18 protein-coding genes and 1 other RNA gene are annotated in these 19289 nt (G+C 44.4%); 6 read left to right on the forward strand and 13 right to left on the reverse strand.

What is annotated here, in order from left to right:
• Positions 1-24 precede the first annotated feature (24 nt).
• The 7 genes from tadA to CWO08_RS15640 form a co-directional block, all read right to left on the reverse strand.
• Positions 25-630 carry a tRNA adenosine(34) deaminase TadA gene (tadA, locus tag CWO08_RS15610; RefSeq protein ID WP_108020746.1) on the reverse strand — a complete coding sequence of 202 codons (606 nt, stop codon included), beginning with the start codon at positions 628-630 and terminating at the stop codon, positions 25-27.
• An 85-nt stretch (positions 631-715) separates the two neighbouring features.
• A complete protein-coding gene (locus CWO08_RS15615) occupies positions 716-2005 on the reverse strand; it encodes a hemolysin family protein (protein WP_048657877.1) in 1290 nt (429 codons plus the stop codon).
• 191 nt (positions 2006-2196) lie between these two features.
• Positions 2197-3759, reverse strand: a complete 1563-nt coding sequence (locus tag CWO08_RS15620; RefSeq protein ID WP_048657876.1) for an AbgT family transporter — start codon at positions 3757-3759, stop codon at positions 2197-2199.
• A 298-nt stretch (positions 3760-4057) separates the two neighbouring features.
• Positions 4058-4507, reverse strand: coding sequence for a prepilin-type N-terminal cleavage/methylation domain-containing protein (locus tag CWO08_RS15625; protein WP_048669197.1), 450 nt, complete (start codon positions 4505-4507; stop codon positions 4058-4060).
• Entirely contained in the window at positions 4497-5837 is a 1341-nt protein-coding gene (locus CWO08_RS15630) for a hypothetical protein (protein ID WP_108020747.1), read from the reverse strand. Before CWO08_RS15630 ends, CWO08_RS15625 begins: the two co-directional genes overlap by 11 nt.
• Positions 5834-6466: a PilW family protein gene (locus tag CWO08_RS15635; protein WP_108020748.1), complete on the reverse strand. Its 633-nt coding sequence runs from the start codon at positions 6464-6466 to the stop codon at positions 5834-5836. Before CWO08_RS15635 ends, CWO08_RS15630 begins: the two co-directional genes overlap by 4 nt.
• A complete protein-coding gene (locus CWO08_RS15640; protein ID WP_048657872.1) occupies positions 6447-6953 on the reverse strand; it encodes a GspH/FimT family pseudopilin in 507 nt (168 codons plus the stop codon). The genes CWO08_RS15635 and CWO08_RS15640 overlap by 20 nt, the downstream gene beginning before the upstream one ends.
• Positions 6954-7004: 51 nt before the next feature.
• Between CWO08_RS15640 and CWO08_RS15645 the strand changes: the two genes are divergently transcribed.
• The gene (locus CWO08_RS15645) at positions 7005-7487 is read left to right on the forward strand and encodes a type IV pilin protein (protein WP_372450040.1); all 483 of its coding nucleotides are present in this window, start codon (positions 7005-7007) and stop codon (positions 7485-7487) included.
• Between the two features lie 103 nt (positions 7488-7590).
• On the opposite strand, the gene dnaJ is transcribed toward CWO08_RS15645, so the two are convergent.
• The 4 genes from dnaJ to grpE all read right to left on the reverse strand — a co-directional run bounded on the left by dnaJ (position 7591) and on the right by grpE (position 13660).
• On the reverse strand, positions 7591-8739 hold the full coding sequence (gene dnaJ / locus CWO08_RS15650) for a molecular chaperone DnaJ (protein WP_108020749.1): 1149 nt from the start codon (positions 8737-8739) through the stop codon (positions 7591-7593).
• A gap of 289 nt (positions 8740-9028) precedes the next feature.
• A complete protein-coding gene (dnaK, locus tag CWO08_RS15655; RefSeq protein ID WP_019823919.1) occupies positions 9029-10942 on the reverse strand; it encodes a molecular chaperone DnaK in 1914 nt (637 codons plus the stop codon).
• Between the two features lie 473 nt (positions 10943-11415).
• Positions 11416-12690 carry a dicarboxylate/amino acid:cation symporter gene (locus CWO08_RS15660; RefSeq protein WP_019823920.1) on the reverse strand — a complete coding sequence of 425 codons (1275 nt, stop codon included), beginning with the start codon at positions 12688-12690 and terminating at the stop codon, positions 11416-11418.
• A 388-nt stretch (positions 12691-13078) separates the two neighbouring features.
• The gene (gene grpE, locus CWO08_RS15665) at positions 13079-13660 is read right to left on the reverse strand and encodes a nucleotide exchange factor GrpE (protein WP_019823922.1); all 582 of its coding nucleotides are present in this window, start codon (positions 13658-13660) and stop codon (positions 13079-13081) included.
• A 143-nt stretch (positions 13661-13803) separates the two neighbouring features.
• Here grpE and nadK point away from each other — a divergent pair, with 143 nt between their 5' ends.
• The 3 genes from nadK to bamE all read left to right on the forward strand — a co-directional run bounded on the left by nadK (position 13804) and on the right by bamE (position 17171).
• The gene (gene nadK / locus CWO08_RS15670; RefSeq protein ID WP_017066747.1) at positions 13804-14688 is read left to right on the forward strand and encodes an NAD(+) kinase; all 885 of its coding nucleotides are present in this window, start codon (positions 13804-13806) and stop codon (positions 14686-14688) included.
• 291 nt (positions 14689-14979) lie between these two features.
• Positions 14980-16644 (forward strand): DNA repair protein RecN, encoded by a 1665-nt coding sequence (recN, locus tag CWO08_RS15675; protein ID WP_107899052.1) that lies wholly within the window; start codon positions 14980-14982, stop codon positions 16642-16644.
• Between the two features lie 167 nt (positions 16645-16811).
• Positions 16812-17171: an outer membrane protein assembly factor BamE gene (bamE, locus tag CWO08_RS15680; RefSeq protein ID WP_009848326.1), complete on the forward strand. Its 360-nt coding sequence runs from the start codon at positions 16812-16814 to the stop codon at positions 17169-17171.
• A gap of 181 nt (positions 17172-17352) precedes the next feature.
• Here the strand turns inward: bamE and CWO08_RS15685 are convergent, their stop codons facing one another.
• Positions 17353-17664 carry an RnfH family protein gene (locus CWO08_RS15685; protein WP_009848325.1) on the reverse strand — a complete coding sequence of 104 codons (312 nt, stop codon included), beginning with the start codon at positions 17662-17664 and terminating at the stop codon, positions 17353-17355.
• A gap of 3 nt (positions 17665-17667) precedes the next feature.
• The gene (locus CWO08_RS15690; protein WP_017106599.1) at positions 17668-18096 is read right to left on the reverse strand and encodes an SRPBCC family protein; all 429 of its coding nucleotides are present in this window, start codon (positions 18094-18096) and stop codon (positions 17668-17670) included.
• A gap of 119 nt (positions 18097-18215) precedes the next feature.
• On the opposite strand from CWO08_RS15690, the gene smpB reads away from it, so the two are divergent.
• Positions 18216-18701: an SsrA-binding protein SmpB gene (smpB, locus tag CWO08_RS15695; protein WP_004735156.1), complete on the forward strand. Its 486-nt coding sequence runs from the start codon at positions 18216-18218 to the stop codon at positions 18699-18701.
• 66 nt (positions 18702-18767) lie between these two features.
• Positions 18768-19134, forward strand: a transfer-messenger RNA (tmRNA) gene (ssrA, locus tag CWO08_RS15700).
• Positions 19135-19289 lie beyond the last annotated feature (155 nt).

Genomic DNA, 19289 nt, shown 5'->3' on the forward strand with positions numbered 1-19289 from the left:
ATTGAGAGTGCCGAAAGCACGCTGCTATTTCTTGTTGCTAGCCTTCATCTCTGCTTCTAAACGCTGCTCTTCCAACAGACGTTCTTGCTTTCGCTTCTCTTTTATCTCTTTTCTACGACGCTTGAAAAACGCCTGTAATTGTTCACGGCACTCTTCCTCTAACAAACCATGCTCGACGTCGGCATAGTGGTATGAGGCTTGGCTTTCAAACAAATTCAACACTGTACCTGCAGCACCCGCTTTTAAGTCTGGGGCGCCAAACACAATGCGCTTTACTCGGCTGTGTAACAAGGCACCTGCGCACATTGGGCAAGGCTCTAGCGTGACATATAAAGTGGTATCGAGTAGCCGATAGTTTTCTAAGGTTTGACCGGCTTTACGCAAGGTTTCAATTTCTGCGTGTGCCGTTGCATCGTGGCTGCCAATCGAACGGTTCCATCCTTCAGAGATAATCTCCCCATCTTTCACTAATACAGCACCCACAGGAACCTCTCCCTCACTCTCTGCTTGCTTAGCAACCTCAATGGCGCGTCGCATGAAGATTTCATCTTGAGGGGTGAATTGATGGTCTGACAAAGCGAACTCCAAAAAACATAGGATAAAAACGAAAATAGGTATGCGGTGAAGCATACCTAATCTTCGTGATAATGAACAATAAAGAGGTTAAGACAACAAAAGACAATGAACCATTGCCGCTTGTTGGTTGATCTGACTGTTAGCTATTAGCATCTTCTGTGTCATCGACTATTGGCGTCGCCTTGATACTCACTATGCGATTGTTCTCAACAGAGATAATTTCAAACTGCCACTGCTGGTATTGAACAACTTCGCCGGCATCCGGTAAACGCCCGATTAACCAAGTCACAAGGCCATTCAACGTTTGGAAGCTCTCACTTTCGCCCTCAAAATCCGATAGCTCTAAACGGTTTTTCAGTTCACTGATAGGAATCAATCCATCCACCAGCAAACCGTCTTCCACTTGCTCGGTCCAAAGATCGTTCGGGTTATTCGATAGCTCACCAGCAATCGCCTCAAGAATATCGTAATGAGTCACAAGACCTTGCACATCGCCATACTCGTCGACAATGAATGCCATCTCAGTACCCGACTCTTTAAAGTAGCCAAGTAAACGCAGAGCTTTCATCGATTCTGGAACATAGATCGGCGAGCGAGACAGCCCCATGATCACTTGAATGCTTAGATTGCCCGCCTGATTCAGCAAGGCTTTGGCTGACACCGTACCGACCACTTTATTGAGGTGATCTTGGCACAATGGAAACACACTATGCTTTGATGAACGCAATTGCTTAAAGATATTCTCGACAGGCTGATCGATATCCAGAAAATCGATGTCTCGACGCGGAGTCATCAATGAGCTCACAAGGCGATCATCAAGCTGCAAGATATTGCGAATCATCTCTTGTTCGCCGCGTTCAATCACACCCGATTCCGAGCCCTCTTTCACCAGTGCATGGATATCATCTTCAGTCACGCTATCTTCTTCACCGCCTCGACCCATCAACTTAAGAATACCTTCCGTTGAAGCCGACAACGCAAATACAAACGGCGTCGCGATTTTAGATAGCCAGAAGATTGGCAGCGCGACTAACACAGCAATGTTTTCAGCTTGAGACTGAGCAAAACGCTTTGGTACCAACTCACCGACAACGATAGCGAAATAAGTAATACCCACCACCACAACCGCGGTAGACAAGATATTCGCTTGTGTTGGGTCTAATCCCCACAGTTCAAGTTGAACGGCCAATGGAGCCGATAGCGTCGCCTCACCCACAATACCGCTGAGCAGGCCGATTACCGTGATACCGATTTGAATGGTTGAGAGGAAGCGGGTTGGGTTTTCTTTGAGTTCAAGCGCAACCTGAGCGGAACGGTGTTTTTCGGCTAAGCGTTTCAACCGACTATTCTTTGCTGCTACCAATGCAATCTCTGACATGGCAAACAGACCATTTAAAACAATTAACCCTACTAAAAGCAGAATCTTCATGTGGCTTGGATTTCCTAAATTTACCGGCCAACAATTAGCCGTAATCCGGAGTATAAGCTGAGTGCCTTTACCTTGGATATAAAAAGTTTTGGGTATAAAAAGTCTCAGATATAAAAAATAGCGAAAAAAAAACCCGCATATTTCGGTGCGGGCTTAGCAATGAATAAAGCTTAATTTTGCTTAGTTCAATCTTACATTGTGTAAGTGTAAGGTGCTTGGATACCTAGTGGGATACCAAGAGCCCAGTAAGCTAGCAAGAAGATAGACCAACCGATTAGCATAGCAATCGAGAATGGCATCATTAGAGAAGCTAGAGTACCGATACCTGTGGACTTAACGTAGCGTTGACAGTAAACAACAACCAGTGGGAAGAACACCATTAGTGGAGAGATGATGTTAGACACTGAGTCACCTACACGGTAAGCCGCTTGAGATAGCTCAGGAGAGATACCCACAACCATTAGCATTGGAACTAGGATTGGACCGATAAGAGCCCACTTAGCTGAAGCAGAACCTACAAGCAGGTTAACTGAAGCTGTTAGTAGAATCATACCAACAACCGTTGCTTCACCAGGAAGGTCCATCGCTTTCAGGCCTTCAGCACCGTAAAGTGCCAGCATAGTACCGATGTTTGATTGACCGAATGCAGATAGGAACTGTGCACAGAAGAACGACATTACAATGTATGCGCCCATCGTTGCCATCGTCTCAGACATTGCTTTGATTACGTCATTGCTGTTTTTGAAAGTACCCGCTACACGGCCGTAGACGATACCTGGAATGATGAACAGGATGAAGATAAGAGGAACGATAGACTTCATTACTGGTGCAGAGAATGCTGTTAGCTCACCTTCAGGCGAACGAAGCGCTGAGTTTTCAGGAATAAGAGCCGCGATAAGCAGACCAATACCTGCAACCATAGCCCAACCCGCAAACTTGAATGCTTTAGATTCAATTGCAGTGAACGTACCAAGATCTGGTGCTGCTTCTGCATCTTCATCAACTGGCGTGTTAGCAAGGCGAGGCTCGATGATCTTCTCAGTTACGTACCAACCGATAGCAACAATAAGAACTGAAGATAGGCCAGTAAAGAAGATGTTCGCTAGAGGGTTAATCACGTATTCAGGGTCAAGAACGTTTGCCGCTGTTTGAGTGAAACCAGCTAGTAGCGGGTCAATACCTGAAGGAATGAAGTTCGCTGAGAAACCACCTGATACACCAGCAAACGCTGCTGCAATACCCGCTAGAGGGTGACGACCCGCAGCGTGGAAGATGATACCGCCAAGAGGGATTACGAGAACGTAACCTGCATCTGCTGCTGTGTGAGACACGATAGCAACAAGAATTAGCATTGGCGTTAGTAGCTTAGCTGGCGTGAAATTAAGCATCTTCTTAAGGCCAGTCGTAATGAAGCCTGAAGAATCTGCAACGCCAACACCTAGCATAGCAACAAGTACGATGCCTAGAGGTGCGAAGCCTGTGAACGTAGTAACCATATTCGCTAGGAAGCTAGCAAGCGCTTCACCAGTAAGTAGGTTGTTAACTTCAAGAGCAGCACCCGTTTGAGGGTTGATGAGGTCGAATGAAAAGTTCGACAAAAGTGCAGATGCTACCCATACAATAACTAGAGCCCAGAAGAACAGGATTGCTGGATCTGGAATTTTGTTGCCGGCGCGTTCAATGAAGTTTAGAAAGCGGTCCATTCCACTGATTTTCTCAGTCGATGGTGCTTTTTTTACGGCTTGGTTACTCATTGTAACTCCATATGTGATGTTGTTTTGTTTAGGCCTAATATAAGTTTTGACCACGGCCTATTGGTACAGCACATATTCTATTAAAGTCGTTATTAAAAAGCACAAGATTCCATCTAATTTTCCATAAATGGAGACATATTTTGCAAAAATACCATACAACCACAACAATATAAAAACACAAAAAACACCATTCCATATACAGAGTTTTAACTAGCACGCAAACAATGTCCGAGGAGTGAAAATTATCAGTAAAAGGAGTGGCGTAAGCCTTGGCATGCAGTAAACGTTTGCTTAGGGGTCAGTCAAACTCACTGTATTTGGAGAGCATAGTTTCGAGATAAATACTTTGCGCGCGGTTCATACGATCTTGCCATGCAATTGTGACAACAATGTTTTTGAGGGCACCAGATAAGGCTCCGCTCGCATTAGTGACTTCACATGTCATCGAATATACAGAACCAGATAAACCGGATAAGGGATCTGAACTCGCGATGTTGAGACAGTAACTCGACTGATTTAGTTCCTCAAAAGGAATAAGCCCTACCGCGCCACTAACATTGAGCGCGCGAGTTCGATAATGCTCCATCTGCCTTTCTGCAAAATGCAAAGCTTCGACACTCTGGAGCGCATGATCCGACTTTTGTTCCGCATACACCTGTAATTTAACCAGCCCTAACGACGCAACGCCAATCAGCAGAAAAGAGATAAGTACCTCTAGTAAACTGAAGCCAGAACTCTTAGAAATCATTCCACGAACCTCGCTGCCATTGGTACGTTGAAGGTGGGTCACTTGGGTTCGAATCCGCACGAAAATCCATGTCCATATCGCCCACTATGGTCGTCACTCCCGAGGGGGAATCAAAAATAAGACCACCAGAAGGTAAACCAGAGGCAAACTGAATCCCGACACTTTTTTTGACGACACTGGCCTCATCAATATCTTTGATAAAAGGCGCAAACACGTTATTAGCAGCGAGCGCATTCCAGAAACCATCGACTCGATTTTTCACGTGGCTCTTTTGATAATCGACCAAATGATAAATCACTCCGTTGTAAGCCATGGCTCCATTCAGGGCCAACACACCATCTTGCACAACCAACAGCTGTGACGGATTGATTGTGGCCGCAACCGCAGCGTTGATATGGCAGTTGCCTTCAATCCACAGCCCCTTGGTTTGCCCTGCAGTGAAGTGGTCCATGATCTCAGTGCCGCACTCAGTCGCATTCAATAGCTGAACATGCTTAAACAAATCCGTATCTTGTGATAAATCGACAATGTTTTGATCAGTTTTAGCAACACCAAAAAAGGTGTAAAACGGATTCATATTCGGATCTGGATTAAAGTCTTTTTGGAAAGGCGGTGGATTAGTACCTTGATAGTAATCAGGGGCATAGATTGAATGAGTGCTACCGGAAGCACCTTTCGGGATCTCCGTTTTATAATCACTATGGCATATACCATCAAAGCCAGAAAATGGACCATCAGCACTAGGATCGAGAACCTCTAACCCCAATGCCTGTCCTGAATTACTATGAGTTTCGTTATATTGATAGGTGAACAGGTCAGCAAAAGAGACACTGACACACTCATATTCATTGCCGCTAATTGGGTCTTCTTTTACTGTCGGCTTCAAGCTTAAGGTACCAATAAGCTCAATAGGCCCCGTCGACTGAATCGCCCCACTGCCGAACTGAGATCTTTCTTTTATTGTCTTAAAAAGTGACTGTGCGTTTGAGGATGACGTTACGATGTAAGCACTAGAAATTGCACTATCGGAGATCTCGATTTCTGGCTGATTTTGATAAGGAGAGCACCAATCTGCAAAATCCGCCGGGCGAGCACTCACGTCTTTGATATCAGCAATAGTCTTGTCTAATTCAAGTAAGTAAGAATAAGTACATTCTAACCCCCCTTCCGAACGCCAATGTTCTTGCCTGCCTTGAACCTCGTTTTGAGCAACTTTGACCTGATGAAAAACACTGCGATACGTGCCTAGCGTCACCACTAAAGCTCCAACTAAAAGAACCGATGTCACCAGCAAGGTCACCACGCCGCGCTGCTTTCTATATATCATCATTGCCAGTTCCTTTGTTTAACGGAAACCGAAACCGATTTGGAAACACCTGCGGTTGGAATTGAGGCTGTGATACTGATGTCAGTAAATGTGCTCTTGATAGAGTTCTGCTCTAATACTTGGGAATTAATGCTGAACTCATCAACATCAATGAGGTTGTCATCGAAAAGTGAGTAACATCCAGTAACCTCATGAAATGTAGGAATTGCCTCTGATACAGTGGTGCCCTTCTCACATATTTGCAGTTTGGTTCCATTTTTTTTGTAAACGATATTTCGATGATCTTTACTTGCGCTCGAACCCTCTCGGAAGTAAACAAAACCAACGGAAACACCACCGCTCACTTGAATGGTATCCGTCGCGCCAGACAACTTGATTGAATAACCATTAGATCCATCGTAGCCCGCTCGTTGAATATCTTCTTTCATCACTTGCATTGTGCTGGTTAGGTTTTGTAGTAGCAGTAACTCGATACCTTTGTCTTTAGCTGTTCTCTGACCGGTGATAAAAACACTGCCCATGATCGAGATCGCGAAGATACCAATCACAGACGCCACCATTAACTCAATCAATGATGTGCCTCGTTGCTTGCTAGGCGCAGCCACAATCGGCTTAACACGCATAATAGCCATATAGAGCGCTCGACTCGCCGCAAACCTTAATTCGCCCTGGGGGACTAGATAACTTAATCAATAAACGGTCGGTTGAAGATGCATTAGGAGAAAGATAGATCGTGCCCCTGGCAGGTCTCCCCCTGACACTCTCAAAGCTGATTCTCGCCCCCGTATAGTTGTGAGAAAACGACACATCTCGAAACGGTTGACCCGATAACATCACCAGCGTTTCGCCAGAGAGATCTTCGGTCGGCTTCAACAACAGACTCCATTCCCCTGTTGATTGCTCCTCATTTTTATCCATAGAAAAATGCACCCAAAGATCTTGATTCCTTTTAACCGATTCAGACTTGGCCTGAATAAGAAAGCCATTCAACTCTCCGGCGAGTCGCTGCATCTTGACGGTTTCAGTAACCGAACTAAAACTCGGGGCAGCCGCAGCTATCAGTATCGACAGCACCGATACCGTTACTAACAGCTCTAATAAAGTAAACCCGCGAGTCATTTCCCAAATTCCTATGTAATTCAGTGCGTAACCGTATTTAATCTTGCAGCGATGCTACCACCAGAGAAGAATGGACAGAGTTATGAAAGGAAACTACTCGCGATGATTCGAAGAAATATATGCAACAGCAACAACATAAGCATGAGAGGGATGACATTGATCGAGTTATTGCTGGCTGTGGTAATCGTGGGGATACTCGGTGCCATTGCCTATCCAAGTTATACCAACCATGTTACCAAGGCTCATCGAGTTACAGCGATGGCCGACATGACCAAAATACAACTGGAGATAGAAACCCTATACACGGGAAACTATGCGTCGGCAGCAGTGAATATTATTTCTGGAGGAACATGCTTGTTTTGTGATACCGATTCTAGCCGATACACGCTCGCTATCTCAGCAAGCAGCAGCACCTATTCAATTCAGGCTGAGCCGCATGCACCACAGACAAGTGATGACTGTTTAGATTCGACGACTGATATTTTGGAATTGCACCACTCAGGTATCTCAGAGCCAGAAGCGTGTTGGAAATAATGAGGTAAGCCAATCAATCTCACGCGTTACCCTTTTACCCTTTCTACAGGCACAAAAAAGCCTGCACACTGGCAGGCTTTTAAATTTTCAAATCACTATCTAATTACTTAGTTAGATCATCGAAGAAGCTTTTAACGCCGCTGAAGAAACCTTCAGATTTTGGCTTGTGCTTGCTTGCCGCTTCGCCACAACATGTTTCTTCGAATTCACGCAGTAGTTCTTTTTGACGAGAACTTAGCTTAACTGGAGTCTCTACCACTAGCTTAACGATTAAGTCACCCACACCGCCGCCACGAACGCCTTTCACGCCTTTACCACGCATACGGAACATACGGCCCGTTTGTGTCTCTTCTGGCACTTTAAGGTTTACACGACCATCCAGTGTTGGAACTTCAACTTCACCGCCTAGAGCAGCCATAGAGAAGCTTACTGGAACTTCACAGTAAAGGTTGTTGCCGTCACGCTCAAAGATGTTGTGCTCTTTTACGTGTACTTGTACGTACAGGTCGCCAGCTGGAGCACCTTGCTCTCCCGCTTCGCCTTCACCTGATAGACGAATACGATCGCCAGTATCAACACCAGCAGGGATCTTAACGTTAAGTGTTTTCGTCTTCTGTTTGCGACCTTGACCATGACATGAGTTACATGGGTCTTTGATGATCTTGCCTTTACCGTTACACGTAGGACAAGTCTGTTGAACCGCAAAGAAACCTTGGCGCATTTGCACTTGGCCGTGGCCATGACAAGTGCCACACGTTTGTGCAGAAGAACCCGCTTTCGCACCGCTGCCATCACAAGTATCACACTCTACAAGCGTTGGTACTTCGATTTCTTTAGAAACACCACGAACCGCTTCTTCTAGAGAAAGCTCCATGTTGTAACGTAGATCTGAACCACGTTGTGCACGCTGTTGACCGCCACCACGACGACCGCCGCCGAAGATGTCGCCAAATACGTCACCGAAGATATCGCCGAAGTCACCTTGGCCACCGCCGCCGAAACCACCGCCGCCGCCCATGCCACCTTGTTCAAAGGCTGCGTGACCGTATTGGTCGTAAGCTGCTTTCTTTTGAGAGTCAGTTAGGATCTCGTACGCTACTTTTACTTCTTTAAACTTATCTGCTGCGGTCTCGTCACCCTGGTTACGGTCCGGGTGGAATTTCATCGCTAAGCGTTTGTACGCTTTTTTAATATCGCGCTCTGATGCATCGCGGCTTACGCCTAATACTTCGTAAAAATCACGTTTTGACATGTTCTAGGTCACCAAAATAATTGCTACTACCGAATGATCACTTCAGTAGTCTGTGTATCAATCTAGATAAAAGTTCTGCCGGCTGAAACGCCGAATAAAGCTATTATCTAGATCGACAAGTCTAAATACAAATTTACGGGCGTGAGAGTTACCTCTAACGCCCGTATATTTAGAAATCGAAAAACGACTTTTCTAAGCTAAAACACGTTAGTTCAAGGAGAAAGCACGGAGCTTACGGATGTAAGTGAGTACCTTCGACGTAGAAATCACGTGTTATAGCGACGAAAAATTACTTTTTGTCGTCTTTAACTTCTTCAAACTCCGCGTCTACCACGTCGTCGTCTTGCTTAGGTTGTTCACCAGCGTCAGCACCAGCTTGTTCAGCTTGAGCTTTCTGTTGAGCAATTTCCATTAGCTTTTGAGCTGCTTGCATAAGTTCTTGAACTTTAGCGTCGATAGCTTCTTTGTCGTTACCAGACTTAACTTCTTCTAGTGCCGTGATAGCCGCTTCGATTTTAGCTTTCTCGTCTGCAGGTAGAGCTTCACCAGCTTCTTCTACTTGCTTCTTAGTGCCGTGAATCATTTGGTCAGCTTGGTTACGTGCAGTTACTAGCTCTTCGAACTTTTTGTCCGCTTCTTTGTTAGCTTCTGCTTCTTGTACCATTGCTTCGATCTCTTCCTCAGACAGGCCGCCTGATGCTTGGATAGTGATCTTCTGCTCTTTACCCGTCGCTTTATCTTTAGCAGATACGTTCAGGATACCATCAGCATCTAGGTCGAATGTTACTTCGATTTGTGGCATGCCACGTGGTGCTGGTTGGATACCTTCTAGGTTGAACTGACCAAGAGACTTGTTGTAAGTCGCTTGCTTACGCTCACCTTGAAGAACGTGGATAGTTACTGCGTTTTGGTTGTCTTCAGCTGTAGAGAACACTTGATCCGCTTTAGTAGGGATAGTTGTGTTTTTCTCGATAAGCTTAGTCATCACGCCGCCCATCGTTTCGATACCGAAAGATAGAGGAGTAACGTCTAGTAGTAGAACGTCTTTAACGTCACCAGCTAGTACACCACCTTGAACAGCAGCACCCATTGCAACAGCTTCGTCAGGGTTCACGTCTTTACGTGGCTCTTTACCGAAGAATTCAGTTACTTTAGCTTGAACCATAGGCATACGAGTTTGACCACCAACTAGGATAACGTCAGTGATTTCGCCTACAGATAGGTCAGCATCTGCTAGAGCAACTTTTAGTGGCTCAAGAGAACGTTGAACTAGGTCTTCAACTAGAGACTCAAGCTTCGCACGAGTCACTTTGATGTTCATGTGCTTAGGACCAGTCGCATCAGCAGTAACGTAAGGTAGGTTTACGTCAGTTTGAGTAGTAGAAGAAAGCTCGATTTTCGCTTTTTCTGCTGCTTCTTTAACACGCTGCATTGCTAGTGGGTCAGCTTTAAGGTCGATACCTTGCTCTTTCTTGAACTCATCTACTAGGTAGTTGATCATGCGGTTATCGAAATCTTCACCACCAAGGTGAGTGTCACCGTTAGTTGAAAGAACTTCGAAAGTCTTCTCGCCTTCTACTTCATCGATTTCGATGATAGAGATATCGAATGTACCACCACCAAGGTCGTATACAGCGATAGTGCGATCACCACCTTGCTTATCTAGGCCGTAAGCTAGAGCAGCAGCAGTTGGTTCGTTGATGATACGTTTAACATCTAGACCTGCGATACGGCCAGCATCTTTAGTTGCTTGACGTTGAGCATCGTTGAAGTAAGCAGGAACAGTAACAACTGCGCCAGTTACTTCTTCGCCTAGGAAGTCTTCAGCTGTTTTCTTCATTTTCTTAAGAACTTCAGCAGATACTTGAGGAGCAGCCATTTTTTGGCCTTGCGCTTCAACCCATGCATCACCGTTATCAGCTTTAACAATGTTAAAAGGCATGATTTCGATATCGCGTTGAACTTCTTCATCTTCAAAACGACGACCGATTAGACGCTTAATTGCGTATAGCGTGTTTTGAGGGTTAGTAACTGCTTGACGTTTCGCAGGTTGACCAACTAGCGTCTCGCCGTCAGTGTATGCGATTACCGATGCTGTTGTGCGTTCGCCTTCAGCATTTTCTAGTACGCGTGGTTTGTCGCCGTCTAAAACAGCAACACAAGAGTTAGTAGTACCTAAATCAATACCAATGATTCGACCCATCAGGCTATCTCCGAAATATAATCTATATTAGTTTTTGCTATACCCACATATGTGGGGGGCGGTAATCAGGGATTCAACCCTAATACACAAAATTTAAGTGCAAATGTAATTTGCTTTCGTATGCACCATAGATAAGGGCTCACGAAGCCTTTTCAAGGGTGAAAAGGGATTTTTTTACATTTATTTTAATAAAAGGAATGATTAGGCACGAATACATATCATTACCGCCTATATAAGTCCCATAACTGGGTTTATTCACCCTCTACTATCCTTTTTTGTAGCAAAGTCTTATTTCTGTAAACTGACTCTCAAAGAGGCTCCCCTCACACAGCAATTCAGACTGCACTATCGTTTGTTGAGTAAAAATAGATAAGGTGATCTTCTCACTCAATAAAAAACGGAGCCACTTGGGCTCCGTTTATCTACTCAGGGTTTCAGCTCAGATTAAATCTATAGCGGAAAGAATCTCTGAATTAAGCTTCTGCTTTTTGTAACTCAGCTTCTTCATTAGCTTCAACGCCAATTTCGTTTTCAGATTTAGCAACGATAGTGTTCACCGCTGTATCACCAACTACGTTTGAAGAAGTACAGAACATGTCACAGATACGGTCAACAGCAGCAACGATAGCTAGACCTTCTGGTGGTAAACCTAGTTGGTGCAATAGAACACCTACCATCACAACACCGCCACCAGGAACACCACCAGCACCGATAGACAATAGCAGGATAGTTAGACCTAGAGTGAAGATATCAGCAGTGTTGATTGGCTGACCAAACGCGTTTGCTACGAACATTGTTGCTAGTGCGATGTAGATAGATACACCAGACATGTTCATTGTTGCACCTAGTGGCACACCGAAACCCGCTACTGACTTAGATACGTTTAGTTTGTCAGTAAGAGTACGCATTGTTACTGGGATTGTTGCATTCGAACTTGCTGTAGATAGTGAGAATAGAACTTGCTCACGAGTTGCACGTAGGAACTGCTTTGGAGAAATACCTGTGAATGAACCCACCATCATTGGGTAGAAGAAGAAAATCCAGAACACAAGCATTGCAACCACAAGTGCCACATAACCAGCAACTGACATTAGCGTATCTGCATCCAGTGTTGCGCCCAATTGAATCATCAGAGCAAATACACCGTAAGGCGCCAAGCTCATTACTAGGCCGATAAGCTTCATCATGATTTCGTTAGCCATCTTGAATGTCTTGATAGCTGGACCACCACGAGAATCAAGCGCTTGAATAGCAAGACCTGTCAAAATTGCCATGAAGATGATTTGTAGCATGTCGCCGCTTGCGAAAGCTTCTACAGGATTGCTAGGAACGATGTTAACAACAAGAGAGAAGATGTCTGGCGTTTCAGTTGTTGTAAGCGCAATTGTCTCAGAAACCGTACCGGCTAGATTCGCTCCTGCACCTGGTTGGAAAATAAGACCAATCGTTAGCGCTGCTGAAATCGCGATGATGGTGTTAATAATGTAAAGACCAAAGGTTTTACCACCAAGACGACCAAATGAACGAATATCTTTTAGCTCAACAATACCGCAAACAATAGATACGTATACAAGAGGAACTACAAGCAATTTGATAAGTGATACGAACATACCACCAGCACCTTCGGCAGCACCAAGTAGATACGTATCAAAAATAGCAATACCGCTGAATAGGTACTGAATAGCAGTACCAATAAGTAGACCGGCAAACAAGCCTACAAAAATTTTACTTGAGAGCGATTTATCCATCGTTCTTCTCCAGTTTGTTGTGTTTAAAATTTGTACTTTTATAGTTATATATGCGACCAAAATCGCTATATGGCAGTGGATTTTACATACAAAGATAACAATTAAAAGTATTTATTTACAAAAACATCACAAATGTGACATCAAAACATTTACTCAATCACAACAAGTTTCATAACACAAAACTCTAAATCGCTGATCTGAGTGAAATAAAAAGAACGACATTCTTAATGCGGTTTTGATGCTTATTTACGTGGACTCTCAGGCTATAGACATAAAAAAAGAGAGGCATATGCCTCTCTTTTCATTTCACGTAAACCAGTGATTTATTTTGCCGCCACGACTTATTCAGTCAATGCGCCAGTCAATCAGTTGGTAACGTAATAAGTCATTACTTAGCAACCATAACCATCGCAGGGCGAACCACACGACCGTTTAGTTCATAGCCTTTTTGCATTACAAACATAACCGTGTTTGATTCGTGATCTGGGCTTTCTTGGATAGACATCGCTTGGTGGAATTCAGGGTTGAACGCTTCACCTTCAGGGTTGATCTCTTTAAGACCAAACTTAGCAACTGTATCTACGAACGTCTTGTGCGTTAGCTCAACACCTTCAAACAGTGGCTTAACCACTTCGTTTTCAGCGTCTGCCGCTTGCATTGCACGCTCTAGGTTGTCGATGACAGGAAGCAGACCTTCAGCAAACTTGTTCAAAGCGAATTTACGCGCTTTATCAATTTCTTGTTCGCTACGGCGACGCATGTTTTCAACTTCAGCTTTCGCGCGAAGAACAGAATCTTGCTGTTCTTTCACTTTAGATTCGCTAGAAAGCAGTGCAGCTTCCAGTTGAGCGATTTTTGCTTCCTGCTCATCAGCAGCGTCTTCATTCAGCTCAGCTTCTTCAACTTTCTCAGCTTCAGCGATGATCTGATCTAGCTCTTCTTCGGTTACTTTGTTTTCTTCGTTGCTCATGATATCTCCAGAATTCGTTTTCAATGCAAGTGACAGGCGTGTTTGCGCCCCAAATTGATATAAAACACTCGCATAGACGTTCAACTTGCCTTTATTATGGGGATGAAGAATTTTGATTCAAGCCTAATTCGTTTGGAAACGTTATGAAAAAGCCATTTGAAGTCATCGCCATTATTGGTAAACCTCGAGATCAGCAAGCAATTCAGACTCATAGAGAGCTCTATCAGTGGTTAAGTGCTGAGGGTTATCAAGTGTTTGTTGATGACAGACTCGCCACTATTTTAGACGACATCCCAAAAGAACATTTTTCTAGCCTGATTGAATTAGGTAAACGCGCCGATCTCGCCATTGTGGTCGGCGGCGACGGAAATATGCTCGGTGCCGCTCGAATCTTGTCACGTTTCGACATTTCAGTGATTGGTGTTAACCGAGGCAACCTTGGTTTCCTAACCGATCTCAACCCTGAAAACTTCCAGAGTGCGCTTACTGATGTTCTCAAAGGCGAGTTCATGGAAGAGGAACGCTTCCTGCTTGAAACGGAAATTCACCGTCACGGCCAAATAAAAAGCCATAATGCAGCACTAAACGAAGCGGTACTTCACCCAGGTCAAGTTGCACACATGATCGAGTTTGAAGTCTATATCGACGACAGCTTCGCTTTCTCGCAGCGTTCTGATGGCTTGATCGTTTCTACGCCAACAGGTTCTACCGCTTACTCGCTTTCTGGCGGCGGTCCAATTCTGTCATCAAGCTTGAATGCCATCTCTTTGGTACCCATGTTCCCACACACGCTTTCAAGCCGACCGCTTGTTGTCGATGGAAAGCGCCGCATCAAGCTGATCGTATCGCCTGATAACCGCGGCACTCAGGAAGTCAGCTGTGATGGTCAAATCTCGCTGCCTGTTTCCCCTGGCGATGAGATCCACATTTACCAAAGCCCAAATGTACTCAAACTGATCCATCCTAAGGACTACAATTACTACCACGTTCTACGTAACAAACTAGGCTGGTCGAGTAAGCTGTTCTAACTAAACAGCTCTAGCAATAACCGAAAATTTCAAAGGCTGACGACATTCGTCAGCCTTTTTTATTACCGATTAAAAGCCCACCATCTCTGTCTTTACGCCAATCCACCACATCGTCATTCCCAAGAGGAAGGAACGACCGAGTTGGGAATCTATAGCGGTTTCAGTGATCTACAGACAAGCTTAATTCTGAGAGCTGTCGCAAAAAATTTTCACCCGCCGACTTTACTGTATAAAGAAACAGTATATACTGAGCTTATATACAGTATTGTTCAGTTATACAGGTAAATAAAAATGCTGGCTCATTTAAGTGTTAATAATTTCGCTATTGTTAAGTCTTTACAGCTAGAACTCTCTAAAGGCATGACAACAATCACCGGTGAAACTGGTGCGGGTAAATCTATCGCTATCGATGCTTTAGGCTTGTGCCTTGGAGGAAGGTCCGATGCAGGAATGGTTCGACAAGGTGAAGAAAAAACCGAAGTCAGTGCCGCTTTTTTACTTGAGAACAATCTGCATGCTACCCGCTGGTTAGAAGACAACGAATTGCTTGATGGCAGTGAGTGTATCCTGCGCAGAACCATCTCAAAAGAAGGTCGTTCTCGTGCATTCATCAACGGTAGCCCTGTCCCTCTTTCACAATTGAAATCGCTAGGACAACTATTGATCAACATTCATGGTCAACATGCGCATCACCAGTTGATGAAAAGCGATTACCAAATGGCCATGCTTGATCAATACGCAGGCCACTTGAACCTATTGAAATCAACACGTAATGCTTACCAAGCGTGGCGACAAGCGGATAACCACTTAAAAGAGTTACGTGAAAATAGCCAGCAAAACCAAGCTCAAAAACAACTTCTTGAATACCAAATCAAAGAGTTAAATGAGCTGTCTATTGGGGAGGAAGAATATGAAGACCTCGAACAAGAGCATAAGCGCCTCTCCAATAGCGGAGAACTTGCCACAACCTGTCAGCAAGCTATCGAGCTTATTTATGAAGGCGAAGAAGTTAATGCGCTTGGTATTCTGCAATCGGCCAATAACTCCTTAATTCAGTTAGCTGAGCTCGATGAAAGATTGGCCGAGTTACCGAACTTGCTTTCTGAAGCCATTATTCAGATTGAAGAAACCAACAACGAGTTAAGAACATACCTAGACAGCATTGATGTTGATCCCGGTCGTATGGCTTACGTTGAAGAACGCTTCTCAAAAGTGATGTCAATGTCTCGTAAACACCACGTGTTGCCAGAAGAGCTATATAAGCACCATCAAGATTTATTAGAACAAGTTGAAGCACTTGATTGCTCAGATGAAAAGTTGGAAGAATTAGCCAGCGAGGTAGAAAACCAATACCAATCGTTCGTGGCTAAATCAGAGAAGCTTCATAAATCTAGAACTCGTTACGCAAAAGAGCTCAACAAGCTGATCACGCAAAGCATGCACGAACTGAGCATGGAAAAAGCGCAGTTTGCCATTGAAGTGAACAACACCAACACACACCCTTCTCCATTGGGTATGGATAACGTGACCTTCATTGTTTCGACCAACCCAGGCCAGCCAATGCAGCCGATTGCGAAAGTGGCCTCTGGTGGTGAGTTATCACGAATCTCACTAGCGATTCAAGTAATCACAGCGCAAAAAGTGGATACACCAAGCCTGATTTTCGATGAAGTCGATGTGGGTATCAGTGGACCAACCGCTGCGGTTGTCGGAAAAATGCTTCGCAAGCTGGGCGAATCTACACAGGTGATGTGTGTGACTCACTTACCTCAAGTGGCAGGTTGCGGTCACCAACAGCTGTTTGTAGCGAAAAACACGAAATCGGGCAAAACAGAGACTCAAATGCACACGCTTGATGAGCAACAACGTGTTTCAGAGCTTGCTCGACTGCTTGGTGGCAGCCAAATTACCGAATCGACGCTTGCCAACGCAAAAGAGCTATTAATCGCAGCTTAGGTTACATATTCAGCAACTTTCTGATAATTTACCGAAAAGTCTTGGCAATTTTGCAACTTAATTCAAAATTGCCAGTCATAACAAGCTCAAAGCGCAAGGAGCTTTTTACTTCTTGCTGGAGCTTGTTTATTATCAGGCAGTATTTTAGCGAAGAAAGATCTCAAACTATGCGAATTAAAAAGTGGTTAGTTGCAGTTCCACTTGCACTAACAATGTTGACCGGTTGCTCTCTATTAGAGAAGTTGGTTTATCGAATTGACATCAATCAGGGTAACTATGTTGAACAAGAAGCTGTCGACCAGCTCAAGTTTGGCATGACAAAAACACAAGTTCGTTACGTTATGGGCTCACCTATGCTTATCGAAAATGGCTACCCAGATACGTGGTACTACATTTACCACCACCAGAAAGGTCACAACGACCCTATTCAGAAAAACCTTGTCGTAAACTTTGATGCTACGGGCACTCTAGTAACGATCAATGGTGATTTTGAAGCCAGTGATGAGTTCTTCGAAAGCCTTCGCTAGCTTTCCAGTCAACAAAACCCTCAGCCGATAAAGCTATCAGTCGACAAAGCAAGAATCGCAAAATCCTGCTCATATGAGCAGGCTTTTTAACATCTGCTAACAAATTAGCTGCTGTGTCTAACTAACAGGCACAAAAAAGCTCGCAGATGCGAGCTCTCTTCTAACTTAAATTTGTTTAGCATTACGATTTAGCTGCGGCCGCTTTTGCTTGTTCAGCACGCTTGCGACGAATCTCTTTTGGATCTGCCAATAGCGCACGGTAGATTTCGATACGGTCTTTATCACGAACCGTCGCATCAAGCTTCACGTTACGGCTGAATACACCAACCTTATTTTTCGCTAAGTCGATCTCTGGATACAATTCCAAAACACCAGACTGCGCAATGATCTCTTCAACGGTCGCGTGCTTGTTCACTACCAAAGTAAACACACGCTGTTCATGCGGAAGTGCAAACACAACCTCTACGTGGATCATATCCGATTCAATAGTCATGGCTTAGTAAACCTGTTTCGCGCGTTGAGTAAAAGCACTGACCATATTGCTCGTCAGCTCATTGAAAATCTTACCAAATGCCATTTCAATCATTCGGCTAGAGAACTCAAACTCTAGCTTAAGTTCAACCTTACAAGCTTGCTCGTCGAGCGGAGTAAAGTACCAACCACCCTGCAGCTTTTTGAACGGGCCGTCCACCAGCTCCATCAAAATCTCAGCACCATCCGCTAAACGGTTCGATGTGGTAAATGTTTTGCTGATACCAGCTTTAGAGACATCAACCGAAGCCACCATAGTTGAATCTGAAGATTCGATCACACGTGAACCAGAACACCCTGGCAAAAACTCATGATAACGAGCAACATCATTGACCAAGCTGAACATCTGGTCGGCACTAAACGACACTAATGCTGAACGAGTAACCTTTGGCATATAGACTCCTGTTAAAGACAGCGTTACATTAACACAAACTGCAATTTTAATTGTATTGGGCCAGAGCGCAAATAAAAAGGATTCCCCAACTAGGGCGCAATCCGTATAATGAGGCCATTATGGCAAAGAATAAATCAAAATCAAAAGCCGGTAGTAATACCATTGCGCTTAACAAGAAAGCTCGCCACGAATATTTCATCGATGATGAGATAGAAGCGGGGCTTGAGCTACAAGGCTGGGAAGTAAAATCCCTACGTGAAGGCAAAACCAATATCGCAGAAAGCTACGTTTACATCCGAGATGGCGAAGCATTCATCAGTGGTATGACGATTACTCCGCTAACTCAAGCGAGTACTCATATCGTGGCGAACCCAACACGTATTCGTAAACTCCTTATGTCGAGAAAAGAACTCGACAACCTTATCGGTCGTATTAACCGTGAAGGCATGACACTTGTCGCAACCGCACTTTACTGGTCTCGCTCTTGGGCGAAGATTAAAGTTGGCGTTGCGAAAGGTAAAAAGCTGCACGATAAACGTACTGATATGAAAGAAAAAGATTGGGCGAGAGATAAAGCACGAATTATGAAGAGTAATTTGCGTTAATTTTAAGCACTTAAACGCACAGTGCTAGACAGGGTAAGCTTTTCTGGTACTATGCAAATAACACTTGGGGCTGATTTAGGATTCGACAGGAATTTTGAAGTCTGAGGTGCATGCCGTGGGGCGGTTGGCCACGTTAAAAGCCGCAAAAAAATAGTCGCAAACGACGAAAACTACGCACTAGCAGCTTAATAACCTGCTCAGAGCTCTCTTACCCTAGCTTCCGCTCGTAAGACGGGGACCAATAAGAGATCAAACCCAAACTAGCTAGCGTGGCTTCTCCCACCTGAGAGGAAAAGCGCGAATTATAATTCAGGTTAGCCTTTAACTAGCGTGTCGGTTCGCAGGTTGCTGGTGAAATTAAAGATCGACTAAGCATGTAGTACCAATGATGAATGATTTTTGGACGCGGGTTCAACTCCCGCCAGCTCCACCAAACGTTTGGAAAGGGCCAACTCGAAAGAGTTGGCCCTTTTTGTTTGTCTAAAGGTTGAGTAGTAGTAGATAAACTTCTAAATAACAAAGGTTTAGAACTCAAACCATCAACGTCAAAAACAGACACCTAATAAAAAAGCCACACATCCCAATACT

This window comes from Vibrio sp. 10N.286.48.B8 (assembly GCF_003050085.1).
GTDB classification, from domain to species: domain Bacteria; phylum Pseudomonadota; class Gammaproteobacteria; order Enterobacterales; family Vibrionaceae; genus Vibrio; species Vibrio crassostreae.